This window comes from Pseudomonas libanensis (assembly GCF_001439685.1).
Classification (GTDB): domain Bacteria; phylum Pseudomonadota; class Gammaproteobacteria; order Pseudomonadales; family Pseudomonadaceae; genus Aquipseudomonas; species Aquipseudomonas libanensis.
The window spans coordinates 189819-208982 of the sequence record NZ_JYLH01000002.1 but is presented as its reverse complement, the minus strand read 5'-3'; the positions used below and the strand labels follow the sequence as shown (position 1 = coordinate 208982).

18 protein-coding genes and 1 pseudogene are annotated in these 19164 nt (G+C 59.3%); 9 read left to right on the top strand and 10 right to left on the bottom strand.

Annotated elements, in window-relative coordinates; translation table 11 throughout:
• Window positions 1-199: 199 nt before the first annotated feature.
• Together TU73_RS03605 and TU73_RS28005 are read left to right on the top strand one after the other, a co-directional pair.
• Window positions 200-775, top strand: coding sequence for a hypothetical protein (locus tag TU73_RS03605; protein WP_057011019.1), 576 nt, complete (start codon window positions 200-202; stop codon window positions 773-775).
• A gap of 6 nt (window positions 776-781) precedes the next feature.
• Window positions 782-1228, top strand: a complete 447-nt coding sequence (locus tag TU73_RS28005; protein ID WP_244887699.1) for a hypothetical protein — start codon at window positions 782-784, stop codon at window positions 1226-1228.
• A gap of 73 nt (window positions 1229-1301) precedes the next feature.
• Here TU73_RS28005 and TU73_RS03600 read toward each other — a convergent pair.
• A pseudogene (locus TU73_RS03600) lies at window positions 1302-1694 on the bottom strand (MFS transporter); the annotation flags it as partial.
• Between the two features lie 69 nt (window positions 1695-1763).
• On the opposite strand from TU73_RS03600, the gene TU73_RS03595 reads away from it, so the two are divergent.
• A complete protein-coding gene (locus tag TU73_RS03595) occupies window positions 1764-2576 on the top strand; it encodes a class I SAM-dependent methyltransferase (protein WP_057011017.1) in 813 nt (270 codons plus the stop codon).
• 139 nt (window positions 2577-2715) lie between these two features.
• On the opposite strand, the gene TU73_RS03590 is transcribed toward TU73_RS03595, so the two are convergent.
• The gene (locus TU73_RS03590) at window positions 2716-3102 is read right to left on the bottom strand and encodes a TIGR03067 domain-containing protein (protein WP_057011016.1); all 387 of its coding nucleotides are present in this window, start codon (window positions 3100-3102) and stop codon (window positions 2716-2718) included.
• A 340-nt stretch (window positions 3103-3442) separates the two neighbouring features.
• Between TU73_RS03590 and TU73_RS03585 the strand changes: the two genes are divergently transcribed.
• Window positions 3443-4777, top strand: a complete 1335-nt coding sequence (locus TU73_RS03585; RefSeq protein ID WP_057011015.1) for a Wzz/FepE/Etk N-terminal domain-containing protein — start codon at window positions 3443-3445, stop codon at window positions 4775-4777.
• A gap of 264 nt (window positions 4778-5041) precedes the next feature.
• Window positions 5042-5941 carry a lipid A hydroxylase LpxO gene (gene lpxO, locus TU73_RS03580; RefSeq protein ID WP_057011014.1) on the top strand — a complete coding sequence of 300 codons (900 nt, stop codon included), beginning with the start codon at window positions 5042-5044 and terminating at the stop codon, window positions 5939-5941.
• A 19-nt stretch (window positions 5942-5960) separates the two neighbouring features.
• Here the strand turns inward: lpxO and ligD are convergent, their stop codons facing one another.
• Together ligD and ku are read right to left on the bottom strand one after the other, a co-directional pair.
• Window positions 5961-8459: a DNA ligase D gene (gene ligD / locus TU73_RS03575; RefSeq protein ID WP_057011013.1), complete on the bottom strand. Its 2499-nt coding sequence runs from the start codon at window positions 8457-8459 to the stop codon at window positions 5961-5963.
• A 24-nt stretch (window positions 8460-8483) separates the two neighbouring features.
• Complete coding sequence (gene ku / locus TU73_RS03570; protein ID WP_057011012.1) at window positions 8484-9323, bottom strand: non-homologous end joining protein Ku; 840 nt, start codon at window positions 9321-9323, stop codon at window positions 8484-8486.
• Window positions 9324-9508: 185 nt separating this feature from the next.
• On the opposite strand from ku, the gene TU73_RS03565 reads away from it, so the two are divergent.
• Window positions 9509-9823, top strand: coding sequence for a hypothetical protein (locus tag TU73_RS03565; protein ID WP_057011011.1), 315 nt, complete (start codon window positions 9509-9511; stop codon window positions 9821-9823).
• A gap of 11 nt (window positions 9824-9834) precedes the next feature.
• On the top strand, window positions 9835-10992 hold the full coding sequence (locus TU73_RS03560) for a PQQ-dependent sugar dehydrogenase (protein WP_057011010.1): 1158 nt from the start codon (window positions 9835-9837) through the stop codon (window positions 10990-10992).
• Window positions 10993-11061: 69 nt separating this feature from the next.
• Here TU73_RS03560 and TU73_RS03555 read toward each other — a convergent pair whose 3' ends face one another.
• Together TU73_RS03555 and TU73_RS03550 are read right to left on the bottom strand one after the other, a co-directional pair.
• A complete protein-coding gene (locus TU73_RS03555) occupies window positions 11062-11541 on the bottom strand; it encodes a nuclear transport factor 2 family protein (RefSeq protein WP_057011009.1) in 480 nt (159 codons plus the stop codon).
• A 54-nt stretch (window positions 11542-11595) separates the two neighbouring features.
• Window positions 11596-12159, bottom strand: a complete 564-nt coding sequence (locus tag TU73_RS03550; protein WP_057011008.1) for a TetR/AcrR family transcriptional regulator — start codon at window positions 12157-12159, stop codon at window positions 11596-11598.
• Between the two features lie 125 nt (window positions 12160-12284).
• Here TU73_RS03550 and pssA point away from each other — a divergent pair, with 125 nt between their 5' ends.
• Window positions 12285-13628, top strand: a complete 1344-nt coding sequence (pssA, locus tag TU73_RS03545) for a CDP-diacylglycerol--serine O-phosphatidyltransferase (protein ID WP_057011007.1) — start codon at window positions 12285-12287, stop codon at window positions 13626-13628.
• 70 nt (window positions 13629-13698) lie between these two features.
• Here the strand turns inward: pssA and efeO (TU73_RS03540) are convergent, their stop codons facing one another.
• From efeO (TU73_RS03540) to efeU, 4 genes are read right to left on the bottom strand one after another with little or no spacing between them, the layout of a single operon-like run.
• Window positions 13699-14517, bottom strand: a complete 819-nt coding sequence (gene efeO / locus TU73_RS03540) for an iron uptake system protein EfeO (RefSeq protein ID WP_057011006.1) — start codon at window positions 14515-14517, stop codon at window positions 13699-13701.
• A 25-nt stretch (window positions 14518-14542) separates the two neighbouring features.
• On the bottom strand, window positions 14543-15844 hold the full coding sequence (efeB, locus tag TU73_RS03535; protein WP_057011319.1) for an iron uptake transporter deferrochelatase/peroxidase subunit: 1302 nt from the start codon (window positions 15842-15844) through the stop codon (window positions 14543-14545).
• 13 nt (window positions 15845-15857) lie between these two features.
• Window positions 15858-17060, bottom strand: a complete 1203-nt coding sequence (gene efeO, locus TU73_RS03530; protein ID WP_057011005.1) for an iron uptake system protein EfeO — start codon at window positions 17058-17060, stop codon at window positions 15858-15860.
• A gap of 10 nt (window positions 17061-17070) precedes the next feature.
• On the bottom strand, window positions 17071-17916 hold the full coding sequence (efeU, locus tag TU73_RS03525; RefSeq protein ID WP_057011004.1) for an iron uptake transporter permease EfeU: 846 nt from the start codon (window positions 17914-17916) through the stop codon (window positions 17071-17073).
• 167 nt (window positions 17917-18083) lie between these two features.
• Between efeU and TU73_RS03520 the strand changes: the two genes are divergently transcribed.
• Window positions 18084-19100, top strand: a complete 1017-nt coding sequence (locus TU73_RS03520; protein WP_057011003.1) for an AraC family transcriptional regulator — start codon at window positions 18084-18086, stop codon at window positions 19098-19100.
• The last annotated feature ends 64 nt before the right edge of the window (window positions 19101-19164 follow it).

Below are 19164 nucleotides of genomic sequence, written 5' to 3'. Positions count from 1 at the left end.
CCACGCCGAGCGGCATCAGGAAGGCGGCGTTGTGGCCGGCCTGGTTCACCACAAGACTCGGTGTCGGCGCCCATGGCAATTACCACGAATGGATTGATGTTAAATGGCTACTAGTCCATGTGTGCTACATCGTTTTTCCGGTCGAGTTGCTATGTTTTGAACGCAGTACGTCCTAAAAGGCCAAGGAGTTGAGCCGCAGATGTCTTTTATATTCGCAATCAATAATCGTCTTCTTCTATTGGCCCTGTTGTTGCCGGTGTCTACTTTGGTGTTCGCCAATGAGTCGGAGGCGGTCGGTGACTGGTGGGTTGTTCACAGTGACGATGCCGGGCCTAAAAATATAATGTATATAGCGGACGGCACCACGGTGGTGGCGTCGAAAAAAACAAACGGCGCCCAACTAGTTGAGGTGACTAAAGTCTATGCTGAGAAAAGTAAACCTCTCAGCGACGATGTAACTATTGAGGTTCAGTGCGCAAAACATCGAGTCCGCTTTCTTAATGGAACATCTGTCGAACGTCAGGGCAACAAGCGCCACGAATTGAAAGTGTCTGGTCAATGGCAAAACATGATGGACCTGGTGGATAGCGGGAAAGATATGTGGCTCCTGAAGAGCTTTGCCTTTGTTTGTCAGCCTGCCAATCGAAAAGTCAACGGGATGATCGCCTTGGGCAATGCACGTCGTGCGCAGGCGCTGAAGAGTATTACTGAAATCCAGGCGCCGCCGAAGAGCGTAATGGAAGAACTGGATGAGATGTTAGGCAATGGAGAGTAGACAGAAATGGCACTAGGGATGAAGAAATATTCGAAGCTACCCATGTTGATGCTGGTGGTGTGTATTGGGTGGGTCGCCAGTGGTTGCTCTTCGATTGCTCAAAGCCGATGGGAAGGACGGGACGCGCAAGAAGCCATTAATTTATTTGGCAGGCCTGATCGCATGAAGAAGCAAACAGGTTCAAGCGGTGAGGTGCTGGTTGTCATGACTTGGTATAAGTCGTCCAATTGGACGACCACTGAGGCGGCAGGAACTTCAATGACTCATACCGGTAACGGAATGGTCTATACCGAACATTATGAGCGCGTTGGGCACAGCTCTGACTGCAAACTTGAAGCAACAGTTAACAAAGCAAAAAAAATAGTGCTTTTCAGGATTGAGGATGGACGCATCTTGCATGGTAAATGCACCAACGTCCCTTATGTACCAGGTTACATTCCTCCAGGTTTCTAGTGTGTTGATAAAGCGCTGAGTATTTCTATCTCAAGAGACGGTAAAAATTCGGGGCTCGTAACCTCCCTGTCCACTATAGCGTTTGGCATGCCGTTGCAGAGCGGGCCTGGGTTGCGCCAGTGGATGGTTTTACCAACGTTTCCGGCATGGCCAGCCATAACAGCAACAACGCAATACCTGCCACGCCGGCCAGCGTCAGGAAAGCCGCGTTGTAGCCAGCCTGCTGCACCACGAAACCGGCCAGGCTGTCGCTCAGCGCCGCGCCCAGGCTGACGTTGAAGCGCCCGGTGCCTTGGGTCAGGTCCTTGACGATGACAGGGAACAGGGCGCCGAAAATACCGGCGCCGATGCCATCGAGCATTTGCACTGCTACCAGCCAATAGGGGTCGCTGGACAGGGTATAGAGCACGCCGCGCAGCGGCAGGATCAGGAAGCCAGCCAGCAACAGTGGCTTGCGCCCCGATGCCGAGGGTTTCATCCGGCAGGTATTTGGCTTATTTTCCCAAGCCCGCTGTACTGACTTTCTGGAGAAGCAATGGACATGCCCTCAGCGCAAGAGGCGATTGCCAGCAACAAGAAGGCCTGGGATGAGTCGGCCCGGCTGCACAAAGACACCGCGACCTGGTCGGCCCTGCTGGGCCGGGTCGCCAAGCCTGATTTTTCCTGCCTTGATCCCACCATTACCGCGGTGCTGCAAGAGGTCGGTGTGGCGGGCAAGGATGTGGTGCAACTGGGCTGTAACAACGGGCGCGAAAGCCTGTCGTTGTATAGCCTGGGCGCGCGTTCGGTGGTGGGGATCGACCAATCCCGGGCGTTTCTTGGGCAGGCGCGGGAACTGGCTGCAGTCTCGCCCCATAGCCCTGAGTTCATAGAGAGTGACATCCACGCTTTGCCGGAGCGCTTGCACGCGCAATTCGATATGGCCCTGGTGACCATTGGTGTACTGGGCTGGATGCCGGATGTGGCGTTGTTCATGCAGCATGTCGCCCGTGTGCTGAGGCCTGGCGGCACGCTGGTGATGTACGAAACCCATCCCTTCCTTGAGGTGTTCGACCCGCGGGCGGCCAACCCGTTGCTGCCTGCCAGCTCTTACTTCCAGCGCGAGCCTTTTGTGCTGCAGGAATCCATTGTCTATGAAGGGCAGGGCGAACTGGCCGGGCCGACATCCTATTGGTATGTGCACACCCTGGGCAACGTGGTCAGCGGGGCAATCGCTGCGCACATGCAGATTAATCATTTGCAGGAATACCCGCACTCCAATCGGGAAGAACTCTACGATCAATACGAGCATCAGGCAGCGCAATTGCCCCTGTGCTTTACCCTTGTGGCGACCAAGCGGGTCGAATGACAGCGTTTGGCTCACGCAAAAAAAAGCCCGCGAGGAGAGGCGGGCCAAGGGATTCACTGGAGTAGGTAGGCCCGACTCTATCCGCCGGAAAGTGAAGGTCTCGTGAAAATACCGTGATCGAATCGGATAAACGCGTCGATCACCGCCGCCGCACGAAGGTGCGCATGGTTTGCCCAGGGCCGGTGCTGAATACCGTTGGCCTGGGCATGCCTTCGTCCGCTGCAATAAATACAAAATCGTCGCCGTCGAGCCGATAACTGGCGGGTAACCGCTTGCCTGCATCATCGCCGATGGCGTCAATCCAAGTGATGCTCTTGGGCGCGGTGCCGGCGTCCAGCACAAACCGGCCAGCCAGCAATATATCGCCGGTTACCGTAACGACTTCGAAGTGATCTCCATTGATTGTCGTGATAGCACCCGGCGCACTGTGAGCGTCGTCGGGGTTGAGTACGCCACCGTCTTCGAGGGCCGTTTGTTCCCAGGCACCTTGAAGAGCGTGAAAGTCAGCGGTTGACAGAGGTGACATGCAAATTCCTTATTGCTGAACCAAGAAGTATTCAATTGTACCGAGAGTGAGGCCACAAAGCGGGGGACGCTGATTTTTTTCTTTATAAGACAGGTGTTTGACAGCATTTTCATGTTGTATTGACTACGATGGTATCGAGGCTGGTCCGACATGGCTGTTTCATTTGGACTACTCATCGACATAAAACCGAAATAATCCCCCAAGCTGTGGGATATTTCAGCAGACTAAGTGGTCAGATCGCCATTGGTCTGCCGTAGCCAGGGCGTTGTCCCTGATTTTTGAAGTCATTCGGACTTCTGAGAATGATGGCCTTTTAGTATTATCTTAAGGTGTTCTTATTTTGAATCGAACTTCCCCACTCCCGCCTTCCGCAGCGTCCGATGAAATTGATCTGTTTGAACTGTTTCACGCCATTTGGCGGCAAAAAAAGCTCGTCATCGGTTGTACGCTTTTGGCAGGTGTATTAGGTGCGGGGTATGCCTTCCTGGCGCCCAAGACGTATGAAGTCAGCAGTGTGCTGCGACCTGCGGCAATCAACGAACTGGATGCCTTGAACCGTTCGGAAGTTTATAAGTTGCCTCCCGCTGATGCGTTGCTGAAGGTGGGCGCCCAGCTGGACTCCTACGAGGCCCGTCTAGGCTTCTTCAAGGACCATGAAGAGTTGTTCAAGGCGTTCAAGAAACCTGGGCAGAGCCTTGAGCAGAGCTTTGAGGAGTTCAACCGCAATTCCGTCAATCTGATCCTTCCCGACCCGAAGAAATCCGATTCGCTGAGCAACTATATCCGCCTGGAGCTGCAATACCCGGCCGACGTCGATGGCGTTGCGATCCTCAACGGTTTTGTGGACTACGCCATTGCCGCGGAACGCCAGCAAGTCGGTGCCGATCTCAAGGTCATCGTCAATAACCGCTTGACCGAGCTCAAGGGCAAGATCGACGCCGCTCGCTCCAACTACGATACCGACAAGGAGTCCAAGATTGCCAAGCTGCTTGAGGCTGACCGTCTCAAGCGCGCCCAGCTACAGGACGAACTCAGCGCGCTGCGCCTGCAGATGAAGATGGAGCGCACCAATCGCCTGGCCGAGCTGGCGGAAGCCATCAGCATTGCCAAGTCCATGGGTATCCGCACACCGACCACGCCGTCCTCCATGGCCGACGCCACGCGCAGTTCGGGCCAGGTCATGCGCACCGAGGTGAACAATCAGAAGATCCCGCTGTATTTCATGGGCACTGAAGCATTGGAGGCCGAACGCGCCGCATTGCAACAGCGTACCAGCGATGATTTCACCAACCCGCGCATTGCCGAGATCGGCAAGGAGTTGCAACTGCTGGAAAGCAACCGCGAGGTCGAGGTGCTGCGCAAGCGGGGTAATGAAGACATCTTCCTGCAGGACGTAGAGCCGCTTCGCGCTGAAGTCGCCAGGTTGCGCGGCTTGAACATCGACATGAGCAATCTGAAGCTCGTGACGATCGACCGCCGTGCCCAGGAACCTTTGTCGCCGGTCAAACCGAAAAAACCGCTGGTGATCGCATTGAGTCTGGTCGGTGGCCTGCTGCTTGGCCTGATGATCGCACTGATCCGCTACTTCATCCGTAGCCGTAGCCAGGCGTTACCTTATACAGCATTGGGTGATAGCAGTTTTGCCCGTCGCGAGGGTAAAGACGAGTCGTTGTAAGTGTGACGAAGGCCAGAAACAGGCGGGCGCAAAGGCCCGCCTGCTCATACCCTCAGCACAATCAGTGGACAGGTTTTCACAATTCTTAGTTAACCTTTGGTTACAAAGTGTGGCTAAATAACGGCCAGTGGTTCCACGCCGAAGGGTTGCCCGACCGGTCGTGCCGCCTGTATGTGAATTATGATTTCAGGTGCTGCTTATCATCCTCGGCCGTTGTGGGCCCGCAGGTGCAGCCTGTTCTCTCCCTGACTTGTGACGAATCCCTTGAAACTCATCATTGTTGCTCTCTACGTTGCCTCCATTGCGTATGTACACCTGCGCGGTCGGGTGCGGCACAAGCTGGGGCGCCAGCTTAGCGATCACTCGACGTTCCTGGCGCCGGTCAACTGCTTTCTGTACCTGTTCTCCAAGCAGCCAAGCCGCCCCTATCTCTCACCCAGCGACTTTCCGGAGCTGGGCCCATTGCAGGAACATTGGGAGCAGATCCGCCAGGAAGGCCAGAACCTGATGAGGGCAGGGGAGATCAAGCGTTCGGACCAGTACAACGACGTGGGTTTCAACTCGTTCTTCAAGTCGGGCTGGAAACGCTTCTATCTCAAGTGGTACGGCGACAGCCACCCCTCGGCGATGAAGCTATGCCCACGCACCACCGAGTTGGTGCAAAGCATCGGCTCGATCAAGGCGGCCATGTTCGCCGAGCTGCCGCCAGGCTCCAAGCTGGTGCGCCACCGTGACCCGTACGCAGGCTCCTATCGCTACCACTTGGGGCTGGATACGCCCAACGACCCGGGCTGCTACATCAATGTGGATGGCGAGAGTTATTACTGGCGCGACGGCGAGCCGGTGATGTTCGATGAGACCTACATCCACTATGCGGAAAACACCACCGCGCAAAACCGCATCATCCTGTTCTGCGATATCGAACGCCCGATGAAGTACCGATGGGCGGCGGCGTTCAACCGCTGGTTCAGTCGCAACGTGATGGCGGCGGCGGGCTCGCCCAATGACGAGGGTGACAAGACCGGTGGCCTGAACCGTGCCTTTACCCGCCTGTACAAGATCCGCCTGCGCGGCAAAGAGCTCAAGAAGCGTAACCGCACACGTTACTATCTGGAAAAATGGGCGATCTTTGCCGGCTTGGCGCTGATCTTCATTCTTATCTGAACCTGGCGCCGGGTGCGAATCACTGCGGTGGCTTCGCGCCCAGCCTGTCCCACATCTTTTTGCTGATCTTCTGCCGATTGGCGTAGCCGGCCCACGGATCCTCCTTCAGACCCTGCAGCCGCTCGTGCAGGTTCGCCACCGTCCACTGCTGGGCGCCACGCAAGTCTTTCAATTCATCCCGACTGACCGGCACCGATACCGGCAAGCCCGGCCGCGCCCGTACGGAATAAGCTGCCACCGTACTGGCGCCCCGGGCGTTGCGCAGATAATCGATAAAGATCTTGCCCACGCGGTTTTTTGGGCCGCTGGTGGCGGTGAAACGCTCCGGCAGCTGCTGGGTCATGAACTGGGCCATTGCCTTGGCGAATGCTTTCACGGTGTCCCAGCCATCGCGCCGGGCCAGCGGCACAATCAGGTGCAGGCCTTTGCCGCCGCTGGTCTTGACGAAGGCTTGCAAACCCAGCTCATCGAGTACCGACAAGGTCAACTGTGCCGCCTCCAGCATGGCTTTCCACGGCAAGGCCGGATCCGGGTCGAGGTCCAGCACGAACAGGTCGGGGGTTTCAATCTTGTCCGTCGTGGCGCCCCAGGTATGCAACTCGACGGTGCCCATTTGCACAGCGCCGACCAACGCGTCCTGGCTGTCGATTTCCATCAGGCGCGCGTGGCCAGGGTCCAGCGCCTGGTCAAGTTGCTTGATGTGGGGAATGGCCATGCGCTCGGAGTGCTTCTGAAAGAACTGTTCGCCCTCAATGCCCTCCGGTGCCCTGAGCAGCGACACGGGCCGGCTGCGCAGGAATGGCAGGATCCATTGACTGATACCGGCATAGAACTGTGCCAGTTGCTGTTTCTGCGTGCCGCTTTGTGTGTCGATGACGCGCTCGGGGTGGGTGATATTTACCCCACTCTCGGTGGTTTTTGCCTTGGGCTTCTTGGGCGTCTCCAGGGATTTTGCCGCGCGCGGCTGTTCATGGATGATCTGTGCGGCAGGCTTGTCCGTGCGTAAGCCGAGAAACGCCGCCTGTCGCACCACACCCTCACGGGTCCATTCGGTAAATTGCACTTCGCCCACCAGCGTCGGTTCAACCCAATGCACGCCACGGGCCTGGGCGCTGGTCAACGGCTTTTCCAGCGGCGAGGTTTTGCGCTCAAGGGCGGTGAGTTTGGCGTAGATGCTCTTCAGTGCCGCCTGGTCAAAGCCGGTGCCCACACGCCCGGCGTAAACCAGCCCGTTGTCGTCGTTGACCGCCAGCAACAGTGCGCCAAACCCACTGCGCGAACCTTGCGGGCGGGTGTAGCCGACAATTACGAATTCCTGGCGCAAGCGGCATTTGAGCTTGATCCAGTCGGCGCTGCGGCTTGATACGTAGAGGCTGCCGGCGCGCTTGCCGATCACACCTTCAAGGGCCAGGTCACAGGCACTTTCGAAGATGTCGCGCTGGTTGGCGGCGAAGGCTTCGGAGAAGCGCAGCAGCTTGCTACGACTGCCGGAAAGCGCGGCCTTGAGGGCGCCCCGGCGTTCTTCTACCGCCACGTTGCGCAGGTCTTGCCCATCGAGGAAGGGCGCATCGAACAGGTAATAGACGATATCCAGGCTGCGGCCAATATCGAAGGCATTCTGCAGCGCCTGGAAATCCGGCAAACCGTCGGCGTTGAGACTGACGACTTCACCGTCCAGCCAACTGTCCTGGAGCTTGAGCGCCTCCAACGCTTTCACCTGGCGCGGCAAACGCTCGGTCCAATCGTTGCCGTTGCGGGTAAACAGGCGCACTTCACCGTCGCGGATACGCGCCAGCATGCGGTAGCCGTCGAATTTGATCTCGTACAGCCAGTCGCCAGCAGGGGCCCGGTCGACCAGGGTTGCCAGCTGCGGGGAGAATTGGTCCGGAAGGGCAGCGCTTGCTTTCTTGGGTTTTGCAGCTTTCCTGGCTTTGCTGGCAGCCTTGACTTTGCCTACCGAGGCGTCGCTGAGCACACTGTCGGGCTGGGCCTGGACGATATCGTAATCGGCCGTCGGACGGGCCTGCTGGTCTTTTTCCTTGATCAGCAGCCATTGCTCCTTGTCGCCGCTGCCTTTGAGCCGGGTGCGCACCAGGGCCCAGTCCCCCGAGAGTTTCTCACCAACCAGAGTGAACTTGAGTTTGCCGGCTGCGTAGGCCTTGTGCGGATCGTCATGGGGCTGCCACAGGCCACGGTCCCATACGATCACATCCCCGGCGCCGTATTGGCCGGCGGGAATGCTGCCCTCGAAACTGCCGTAGCTCAGGGGATGGTCCTCGACATGCACCGCCAGGCGCTTCTGGGTCGGATCCAGGCTCGGGCCCTTGGGTACGGCCCAGCTCAACAGCACACCGTCGAGCTCCAGGCGAAAGTCATAGTGCAGATTGCGCGCATCATGCTTCTGGATCACAAAACTCAGGGCCGAGGTTTTGCGCTTTGTGGCGGGTGAACTTCCGGCCGGTTCGGCGGTGATCTCAAAATCGCGTTTGCGGTTGTACTCGCTCAGGGGCTTTGCCATGTCATTCTCCAGCCAATGGCGGACTCAAGAGGCTTTTTTACTGGACTTTTTTGCGGCGGGCTTCTTCGCTGCCGGTTTGCCCGCCAGACTGCGCTTGAGCAATTCCGTCAGGTCGATTACGTCGGCGGATTTGCGCTCTTCGCTGCCCTCGGCCGTTTCTACATCTTCGATCTTGCCAGCCTTGGCCTTCTTCGCCACCAGGGCCATGATCTTCTCCTGGAAGCTGTCGCGGTACTCATCGGGCTGCCAGTCGGCGCTCATGTCTTCCACCAGGCGCTTGGCCATGTCCAGTTCGCCCTTGGCCAAGGTCGGCTTGGTCACATCGCTGCCCAGTTCCAGCTCATCCAGGCTGCGCACTTCGGCAGGCCAGCGCAACATCACCAGCACCAGAGCCGACTCCAGCGGCATTAATGCGGCCAGGTGCTGCTTGGTGTGCAGCACGACATTGGCCAGGGCGACCTTGCCGGTTTTCTTCAGGGTTTCACGCAGCAGCGCATAGACCTTGCCGCCGCGTTTGTCCGGGGCCAGGAAATACGGCGTGTCGATGTTTTGCAGCGGGATCTGGTCGCTGGCGACGAAGGCGATGATCTCGATAGTCTGGGTCGACTTGGGGTGGGCCGAGCGAATTTCATCTTCGCTGAGCACCACGTAGCGACCTTTTTCATAGGCGACGCCCTTGACGATATTCTCCTTGGTGATTTCCTTGCCGGTGGTCTTGTTGATGCGCTTATAGCCCACCGGGTCCATGCTGCGCTTGTCCAGCCAGTCGAAATCGACACCCTGGGATGACGTGGCCGAGACCAGCGATACCGGGATGTGAACCAAACCGAAACTGATGGCGCCTTTCCAGATTGCCCGCGGCATAGATGCAACTCCTTAACGAAGAGACTGTGTTCTGGTGACTCACGGGCCAGGGCAAAAGTTTCGACGGGTAGATGCCCGGACAGATCGTGTTACACCTGATGAGAAACTATTTAGTGTCACGACGCGAACCCTCGGGGTAGCGTGTTATCGAACGCAGGTAGTACTCGACTTAAAGAGGTTTGGTCATGAACCGTTGTGTACGTCATCTTGCAGCACTCGCGCTGGGTCTGGCCCTGGCGCCATTGGCCCAGGCGCAAAACCTGCCGGGCCGTTACGACACCAACAACAGCCCGATTCATCGGGCCAACCCCAACAGCATGCAGGGCACCCAGCCCAATGCGCCGGCTGTTCGTGGAATCCAGGCTACCCCGACCAGTCCGCGACCGACTGTGGAAAACGGTGGCATCGGCAACCGTTATCCCAGACAAGAAGCCGCCCCCAGCCGCCCGGCCACCGAACCCAAAGCGCCCACCTATGATGCCAACGGCAATCGCCGCTAAGGACTCGTCTTATGTTTCTACGCAAAACCCTGCTGGCCGCACTGTGCGCTGCGACGCTGTTGCCGTTGAGCGCCGTCTACGCCGCTGACAGCCAGCAATTTCCCAGTGAGCAAGGCAGCGTCACTGCCACCCCGGTCGCCAAGGGCCTGGACCATCCGTGGGCGCTGGCGTTTCTGCCCGACCAGCAAGGTTTCCTGGTGACCGAGCGCCCTGGGCACCTGCGGTTTGTCAGCCCGGACGGCAAGCTTTCCGCGCCATTGACGGGCGTGCCACAGGTATGGGCCAAAGGGCAGGGCGGTTTGCTCGATGTGGTGCTGTCGCCGGACTTCAAGCAGGACCGTATGGTCTATCTGTCCTACGCCGAAGGGGGCGGCGAAGGCGGTAAAGCCGGAACCGCCGTGGGGCGCGGGCGTCTGGCTGACGACTTGAGCGGCCTGAAGGACTTCAAGGTCATCCTGCGCCAGGAGCCCAAGCTGTCCACCGGCAATCACTTTGGGTCGCGGCTGGCGTTTGACCGTGACGGCTACCTGTTCGTGACCCTGGGGGAGAACAACGACCGCCCGACGGCCCAGGATTTGGACAAATTGCAGGGTAAGGTCGTGCGCCTCTATCCGGATGGCCGCGTACCCGATGACAATCCCTTCGTCGGCCAGCCCGGTGTACGTCCCGAAATCTGGTCCTACGGCCAGCGCAACCCCCAAGGCCTGGCGCTGAACCCGTGGAGCGGCACGATCTGGGAAAACGAACACGGGCCCCGTGGCGGTGATGAAGTCAATATCATCGAGCGCGGCAAGAATTATGGCTGGCCGCTGGCGACCCATGGCATCAACTATTCCCTGCTGCCTATTCCCGAAGCCAAGGGCAAGACGGTGGAGGGCACTGTGGCGCCGCACCATGTGTGGGAGAAGTCCCCGGGCATCAGCGGCATGGCGTTCTACGATGCCGACCGTTTCAAAGCGTGGCAGCACAACCTGTTTATCGGCGCGCTGGTCAGCCAGGAACTGATTCGGTTGCAGTTCGATGGCGACAAAGTTGTTCATGAGGAACGCTTGCTGGGCGAGTTGAAAGCGCGGATTCGCGATGTGCGGCAGGGGCCGGATGGCTTTCTGTATGTGTTGACCGATGAAGATGATGGCGTGCTGTATCGGGTCGGGCTCAATCAGGACTGATTAGGCTCGTGTGGGAGAGGGCAAGCCCCCTCCCACATTTGGATCTCACCTGGTTGCAGAACGGGAGTGTTACAGGCCCAAGTCCGACAACCCTGGATGATCATCCGGACGACGGCCCAGAGGCCAGTGGAACTTGCGTTCGCTTTCCTGGATCGGCCTGTCGTTGATGCAGGCAAAGCGGTTGGCCATCAGGCCGTTCTCATCGAACTCCCAGTTTTCATTGCCGTAGGAACGGAACCAGTTGCCCGAGTCATCGTGCCACTCGTAGGCATAGCGCACGGCGATACGGTTACCGGTGAACGCCCACAGTTCCTTGATCAGTCGATAATCCAGCTCCTTGGCCCATTTACGTGCCAGGAACTGCTTGGCTTCTTCGCGGCTGTGGGCAAATTCAGCGCGGTTACGCCACTGCGTGTCCAGGGTATAGGCCAGGGACACGCGCTGCGGGTCGCGGGAGTTCCAGCCGTCTTCGGCCAGGCGGACTTTTTCAATGGCCGACTCGCGAGTAAACGGCGGCAGGGGTGGACGGACTTCTGCATGTGCTGACATGGGGCGGCTCCTGAATACAATTAAGTTAGGTCGAAAGTTGCCTGGCCAGTGGGTTCAAAGTTGCAATAACGTTCGCGCCATGCATTGCGCATTATCGGCAGCTGTTGAATCGCCCATGACCAGGGCAACGGTAATGGCGCCATCGATCAGGATCAGCAGTTGCGCGGCCTGCCGTTCCGGGTCGGGGATACCATGTGCTTGGCATAGCTCAAGTGCGTACTCGAACAGTTTTTGTTTATGCGCCTTGGCTAACAGGCGAACCGGGTCTTGCGCGTTGCCGGTTTCACCACTGGTATTGATAAAGGCGCAGCCACGGAAGTCCGCCGAGCCGAACCAGCCCTTGAGGGCACTGAACAGCCCCAGCAGACGCTCCCCACTGTCCTCGTTGCGTTCGACTTCGCTGCGCAACCACTGCATCCAGCGTTCGTCGCGGCGTTGCAGGGCGGCAATCACCAACTCATCCTTGTTGGCGAAATAGCGATAGATGCTTTTTCTCGACACACCGGCGGTTTTCACCAGCAAGTCCATACCGGTGGCGGCGATGCCGTGCCTATAGATTAACTTCTCGGTCACATCGAGGATAATGTCACGGGTTTCACTGCTGGCTATATCATTCATGCCGATTAAAGTAGAACGATCGTTCTTCATGGTCAAGCGGCTTTTTTCATTTGTCGATGGCGAGACCTGGGCCGCCCCATGGTGTAAGCTCGGGGCCTCTTCGGATTCGACCCATTGCGAGCCCTATGCCGACGTTCTTCAAACGTTCCCTGTTGCCCAAGCTGCGCGGTTTTCCATTGTCCCCCGAGGCCATTGAGGTGCTGCCCAGCGCTGATGCGTATCGTCGCTGCCTGCTGGAGAAAATCGCCCAGGCCACGCGGCGTATCTACATCGTTGCGCTGTACTTGCAACAGGACGAAGCGGGGCAGGAAATCTACGACGCCCTGCACGCCGCCAAGGCTGCAAGACCCGAATTGGACATCGTAGTGATGGTTGATTGGCTGCGGGCCCAGCGCGGATTGATCGGTGCCGGCAAGCAACCGGGCAACAGCGCCTGGTACCAGGCGATGACGCAAAGCCACGCCAGTGAAGTGCCGGTGTATGGCGTGCCGGTGCAAACCCGCGAGCTGTTTGGCGTGTTGCACCTCAAGGGCTTTATCATCGATGACAGCGTGGTATATAGCGGCGCCAGCCTGAACAATGTGTACCTGCACAAGTTCGACAAATACCGCTTCGACCGTTACCACCTGGTCCACAGCCAGGCCCTGGCCGATTCGATGCAGCACTTGGTGGAACATGGCCTGGTCGCGTCCAAGGCCGTACACCGCCTGGACCTGCCGAACCCGCCCACCACCCGCAGCCTGCGCAACGACATCGGCGACCTGCGCAGCCGCCTTAAGCATGCGGCCTATGACACCACGGCAGGGCAATTACCCAACGGCCATCTGTCAGTCAGCCCGTTGCTCGGTGTCGGCAAGAATAACCCCCTGAGCCGGGTGATCCTCGAGTTGATCGCCAGCGCCCAGCAGCAACTGACCATTTGCACGCCATACTTCAACCTGCCTTTGCCGGTGACCCGCGAGATCAACCGCGCCCTGGCGCGTGGGGTGAAGATCGACATCGTGGTCGGCGACAAGACCGCCAACGACTTCTACATTGCGCCCAGCGAGCCGTTCAAGGTGATTGCGGCATTGCCGTACCTGTACGAGATCAGCCTGCGGCGGTTTGCCAAGCGTCACCAGCCGATGATCGACAGCGGCCAGTTGAGCCTGCACCTGTGGCACGATGGCGATAACACTTACCACCTCAAGGGCCTGTGGGTTGACCAGCGCTACACGTTGCTTACCGGCAACAACCTCAACCCTCGGGCGTTCCGCCTCGACCTGGAAAACGGCTTGCTGATCGACGATCCCAAAGGCCAATGGCTGGCGCCGCGGCGTACCGAGTTGACGCAGATTTTCCAGCACACCACACGCATTCAGGGTTACCAGCAGTTGCAGACGCTGGTGGATTATCCGCCAGCGGTGGGCAAGTTCCTGCGTCGGGTCAGCCGGGTGCGCATCGAGCGTTTGCTGTACCGCATCCTGTAGCCGAATAAGCCACGGGTAAAAAAACACCCAGGCCCCTCAACGGGACCTGGGTGTTTTTTGCTCCAAGCGCTTAGTTCAAGCCCAACTTTCCGCGCAGCATCGACAGGTCTTCAGCCAGGGTGTTGACCGGGCCCACCAGCGCCTTGCGGTCGTTGTCCTTGACCTTGTCGTAAGTCTCGAAGCCGCCATCCTGGGTCCTGTACTTGGCCAGGATCTTGTTGACGGTGGCGAAGTTCTTGTCGACCTTGGCCAGGAAGACCTGGTCTTGCTGGCCGATCTGGCCACGGAACAGATCGACGATTTTCTTTGCACCATCGATGTTGCCTTGGAAGTCATACAGGTCGGTATGGCTGTAGCGGTCTTCTTCGCCGGAGATCTTGGTGGCGGCGACTTCTTCCAGCAGCGCGGCGGCGCCGCCGACGACTTTTTCCGGTGGGAAGGTCAGGCCGTCGACGCGGGTCTTGAGGTCGTTCACATCGGTGTTGAGCTTGGCGGTCAGTGCCTCCAGGCCCTTGGTCGAGTTCTGCGCGAACAACGCATATTCAATGCGGTGGAAGCCGGTGAAGTCTTCGGCCGTCACACCTTTTTCATGATCATCGACGCGGGAGTCGATGGACGCGTCGAGGTCGCTGAACAACTCGGCGATCGGCTCGATGGCCTCGTAGTGCACGCGGGTCGGCGCATAGAGCTGCTTGGCAGTGGCCAGGTCGCCTTTGTTGATGGCGTCGGTGAACGCCTGGGTCTGGGTGACCAGCTCGCCGATTTCCTCGGTAACGTAGATCTTGTAGTCCGACACCGGGCCTACCAGGTCCAGCGGCGCGGTGGCGGCGAAGGCTGCCAGCGGCGCAAGGCTCATTAACAACGGCAATGCGATAAACGACTTCTTCATGGGAGACATTCCGCTCTGGTTTATTTTAGGTATTGGCAGTGGTTGAGGACGTTGCGGCGAGCAGCGTGCGCCCAAGGAAATCCTCGGGTCCGGTGACCCCCGGCAAGGTGAAGAAATAGCCGCCGCCCACCGGCTTGAGGTATTCCTCCAGGGGCTCGCCGTTGAGCCGGGTTTGCACGCTGATAAAGCCTTTCTCCAGGTCGGCCTGGTAGCAGATGAACAACAGCCCCATGTCCAGCTGACCGTTTTTGTTGACGCCGTTGGAGTAGTTGAAGGGCCGGCGCAGGATCAGGTTGGCCTGGGTCTGCGGGGTGCGCGGGTTGGCCAGGCGGATATGGGCGTCGAGCTTGGTCAACTTGCCTTGCGGGTCTTTGCTGTAGTCCGGAACCTGGGTTTCATGCTGGCCATCCATGGGTGCGCCCGTGGGTTTGACGCGGCCTATGATGCTTTCCTGTTCTTGCAGCGGGGTACGATCCCAGCGCTCGACAAAGTTACGGATGATGCGCACGGCCTGGTAACTGCCATGGGCGGCCCAGGCCGGTTCGTCGCTGCCAGGTTGGACCCAGACGATCTGGTCCATGGTCTTGGCGTCGTTGGAATCCGGGTTGGCCGAACCATCGCGAAAACCCAGGAAATTGCGCGCACTCTGCGCAGGCTCGCCGGGCTTGGCCGGTGCCTGGGGCGGCACGCTGCCTTCCTGTTTCCAGCGCACCAGCAGCAGGTCGGGCAGGTTCTTAACGATGTCGCGCAGGGCGTGAATATTGGTGTCCGGCGTGTTGGAGCTGAACTGCAGGCTCAGGTCGCCGTGGCATTGCGCCGGTTCCAACGCATCGTTGGGAAAGCCGACCATGCGGCTCAGGCGCTTGGGCTTGACCGCCTTGAGGCCGAAGCGCTCATCGAACAACGATTCGCCAACCGACAGAGTAATGGTCAGGTTATCCGGCGACACCACCGGACCGAGGATGCCGGAGTCGGTAGGCGGCAATTTCGGATCGACCTGAGGCACGGTGCCGCCGCTCATCAGGAACGCGATGCGCTCGTTCAAGGTACGGAACAGCCGCTCCAGGTCTTCACGGTCGCTGGCCAGTACATCGAACGCCACGACCATGCCGCAGGCCGGGCGCGGTGTGACGATGCCGCTTTGGTGCTGGCCGAAAAACGCCTGGCGGTCATGGGTCTTGTCACTGCGCGGTGCGCTGGTCACTTGCTCTGCCGCTGCGGCCATGGCCGGGCAACTCAAGCTGCTGCCGGCAATTGCCGCGCCAGTGGCGGCCATGCCCAGCAGGACGCGGCGGCGTTGGAGATCAAACTGTGGTGTATCACTCATAGTGCGGTCGTCTTCACTGCAGGCCGGAAAGGCCGAGGGCGGGGTCGATTCCATCGAGTGCGGCGGCCAGTGCCTTGGCCTTGTCGGCGATCTGCTTGCGCTGATCGTCGGTGACGCTGTCGTAACGGGCGTAGTGGTTGTCGACCTTCAATCCATTGAGCTCGGCATCGAAGGCGTTGAGCGCGCTGTCGATGTTGGGCAGCAGGTCGGCGGCGGACTTGGTCAACAGCGGACGCATCAGGTCGACCACTTTGCGGGCGACCTGCAGGTTGGCGGCAAATCCATTCAGGTCAATATGGCTGTAGCGCTCCTCTTCACCGCTCACCGCGCGTACATCCGCCAGACTATTGAGGTTGCGCACCACAATGCTGACCAACTGCTCCGGTGGCAGGGACTGGGCCAGCAGCTGTTGCTTGAGGGTGGTGACGTCGGTGACCAAGCGTTGGGCGACAGGCGCCAGGCCATCGAGGCTGCGTTGCTGGAACAGGCTGTATTCGAGGCGGTGGAAACCGTTGAACGCAGGATCCTGCTCGCGTTTTTCAAAGTAATCGGCGCGGGCGTTGATGGCGTTATCCAGCTCGGCCAGGCGTTGGGCTGCCGGCGCCAGGCGTTGATAGGCTTCACGGGCCGGCACATACAGCGCCTGGGCCTGGGCCAGGTCACCGGCGTCGATGGCCTGTTGCAGGGCGGCTGCGGCCTTGATCAGGGCGCCGCCCTGGCCGCTCAGGTACACACGGAACTCCGACAGCGGGCCGATAAAGGCCACCATCGACGGCTTGGCCTTGGCCTGGGCGTCGGACTCAGCGGTGGGCGTGACATGCAGTGTGCCCCGGGGATTGCTCAGCAGGCCACAGGTGATCGCGTAGTCGCCGGGCTGCAGATTGGCGTTGATCACCTGGCTCAGGCCCGGTGCGATATTTTCCCGCTCTTCGACCACCAGCACGCCATCGAGGATTTCCCACTCTACCGCACGGTCGGAGCGGTTGACGATACGAAAGCTCGCACGCCCGGCCGGTACGGTGAGGGCGTTGGGCTCACAGGCGTGGGCGTGGATCGTCACCGCGATTTCATTGTGGTTGACCTGGCGTTTGGTAGCGGCCAGTTGCGAGGCGTAGTAGAACAGGCCACCGGCGGCGATCATCACCACCACCGAGCCGGCCACGCCCCAGCGCAAGGCACGGGACGGCGGGGCCGATTGAGGGGTTGGGTTGGACAAGGGACGGTCCTTACTGGCTGGAAACGGAAGAGGTCTTGGCGACGGGCTTGGCGGGGGGCGAGGGCAGGAAGAACATTGCCAACGCCACCACCAGGTAAATCACATAGGCACCCAGGGTGCTGACCGTCGGCGCCTCCTGGTAGCCGAACATGCCGGCCAGTACCGAGCCCACCGGGCTGTCCATCGGCAGCGCAGCGCTGAAATCGAACAGCACGGTCTGCCAGTGGTTCCACACGCCGGCCTCATGCAGGGCCTGCACCGAGTTGGCGAGAATGCCGGCGGCCACCACGAGGATGAACAGGCCGGTCCAGCGGAAAAAAGCGCCGAGGTTCAGGCGCATGCTGCCGGAATAGATCAGGAAGCCGACAACGATGGCCAGGATCAGGCCGAGCAGGGCACCGATCGGTGCGCCCGGGCCTTCGCTCTGCTGGAACACGGCCAACAGGAAAAATACCGTCTCCAGACCTTCGCGGGCCACGGCGAAAAACACCATGGCAATCAGCGCGATCACCTGGTGCCTGGAGCCTGCCAGCGCATAGTCGAGGGATTCGTGCAGGGTATGCTTGATCGAACGCGCCACCTTGCGCATCCAGAACACCATGGAGCTGAGGATGCCCACGGCAACCAGGCCGACGATGCCTTCGAACAATTCCTGCTGCTTTTGCGGAAACTCCGCACTGACCAGTTCCAGGCCGCCGCCCACCAGCAACGCCAGGGCCGCGGCGAGGAATACGCCGATCCACACCGCAGGCATCCACTGACCACGGCCGGTCTGCTGCAGGTAACTGGCGATGATGCCAACGATCAAGGCGGCTTCAATGCCTTCGCGCAACATGATTAAAAACGGAACGAGCATCGGGCACCGGGGCGTAACTAGTTAGGAAGCTAAGTTGTAACATAATGATACTCATTGCTAAACAAGAAATATTGACCTTTGCTGAACCTGGGCTGAACGGTGGTGGCGAAGCGCAACCGCCTTTATGATGCAGGCCATCTAGACCCAGCCGGATTGTTCAACTTCCCATGTCGGAAAAAGACACCATCTCCATCCACCTCGTGCGCGAAGCCCTGTTGCAGAGCTGTGCGCCTGGAGCGGCCACCGTTGAGGCGTTGAGAAAGGTCGGGATTGACCCGGCGCTGCTTGACCAGCCCGGCGCGCGGGTTGCGGCCACGGCCTATGCGCGCCTGTGGCGTTTGCTCGCGTGGCGCAGGGATGATGAGTTCTTTGGCATGGACCCGCGTAAGCTCAAGTCCGGCAGCCTGGCGTTCCTGTGCCGCGCCGCTATGGCCCAGCCCAGTCTGGCTGCGGGCCTGGAAACCGGTCTGGATTTTCTTTCGTTGATGCTTGAGCGCATGCCCGCCCAACTGGTTCGCCAACAGAGCCTGGCGGAGATCGTCCTGCTCGAACCCGAGCCTGAGCCTAAGCGTGCGTTCACCTATTTCACCTACTGGATGATCGTGCACGGGGTTGCCTGTTGGCTGGCGGGGCGTCGAATCCCGATCCTCGCCATTGAGTTGCGTTGTGCACAGCCGGACTTCTGTGACGATTACCAGGTGATGTTTTCCGACAACCTGCGTTTTGACCGGCCACGCACCCGCATGATCTTTTCTGCGGACTGCCTGGACCTGCCGATCAAACGCAGCACTGAAGAACTCAAACGCTTCCTGGCCCAAGCGCCGGCTAACATCCTGGTCAAATACCGTGATCCCGAAAGCCTCGCTACGCGCATCAAGCACGACTTGCGGCAGATGCCCCCTGACACCTGGCCTGAGACTGAAGGCCTCGCCGCCGCCTTGTGTATTTCCGCCTCGACATTGCGCCGACGCCTGGCGCAAGCAGGGCAAACTTACCAGGGCCTCAAGGACAGCGTGCGCAAGGAGTTGGCGATTGTCTGGCTGGCAGAGCCGCAGATCAGCTTTGCCGAAATTGCCATGCGATTGGGGTTCGCAGATACGAGCTCGTTCTACAAAGCTTTTCGCAAGTGGTCAGGATCGAATCCGGGGCATTATCGGAGTTTGATTTTGAATGATGATAAGTAGCGAAGCGGATGTACATGATCGTTCCCACGCGCAGCGAGGGAACGGTCAATCTCCTGACAAAAAA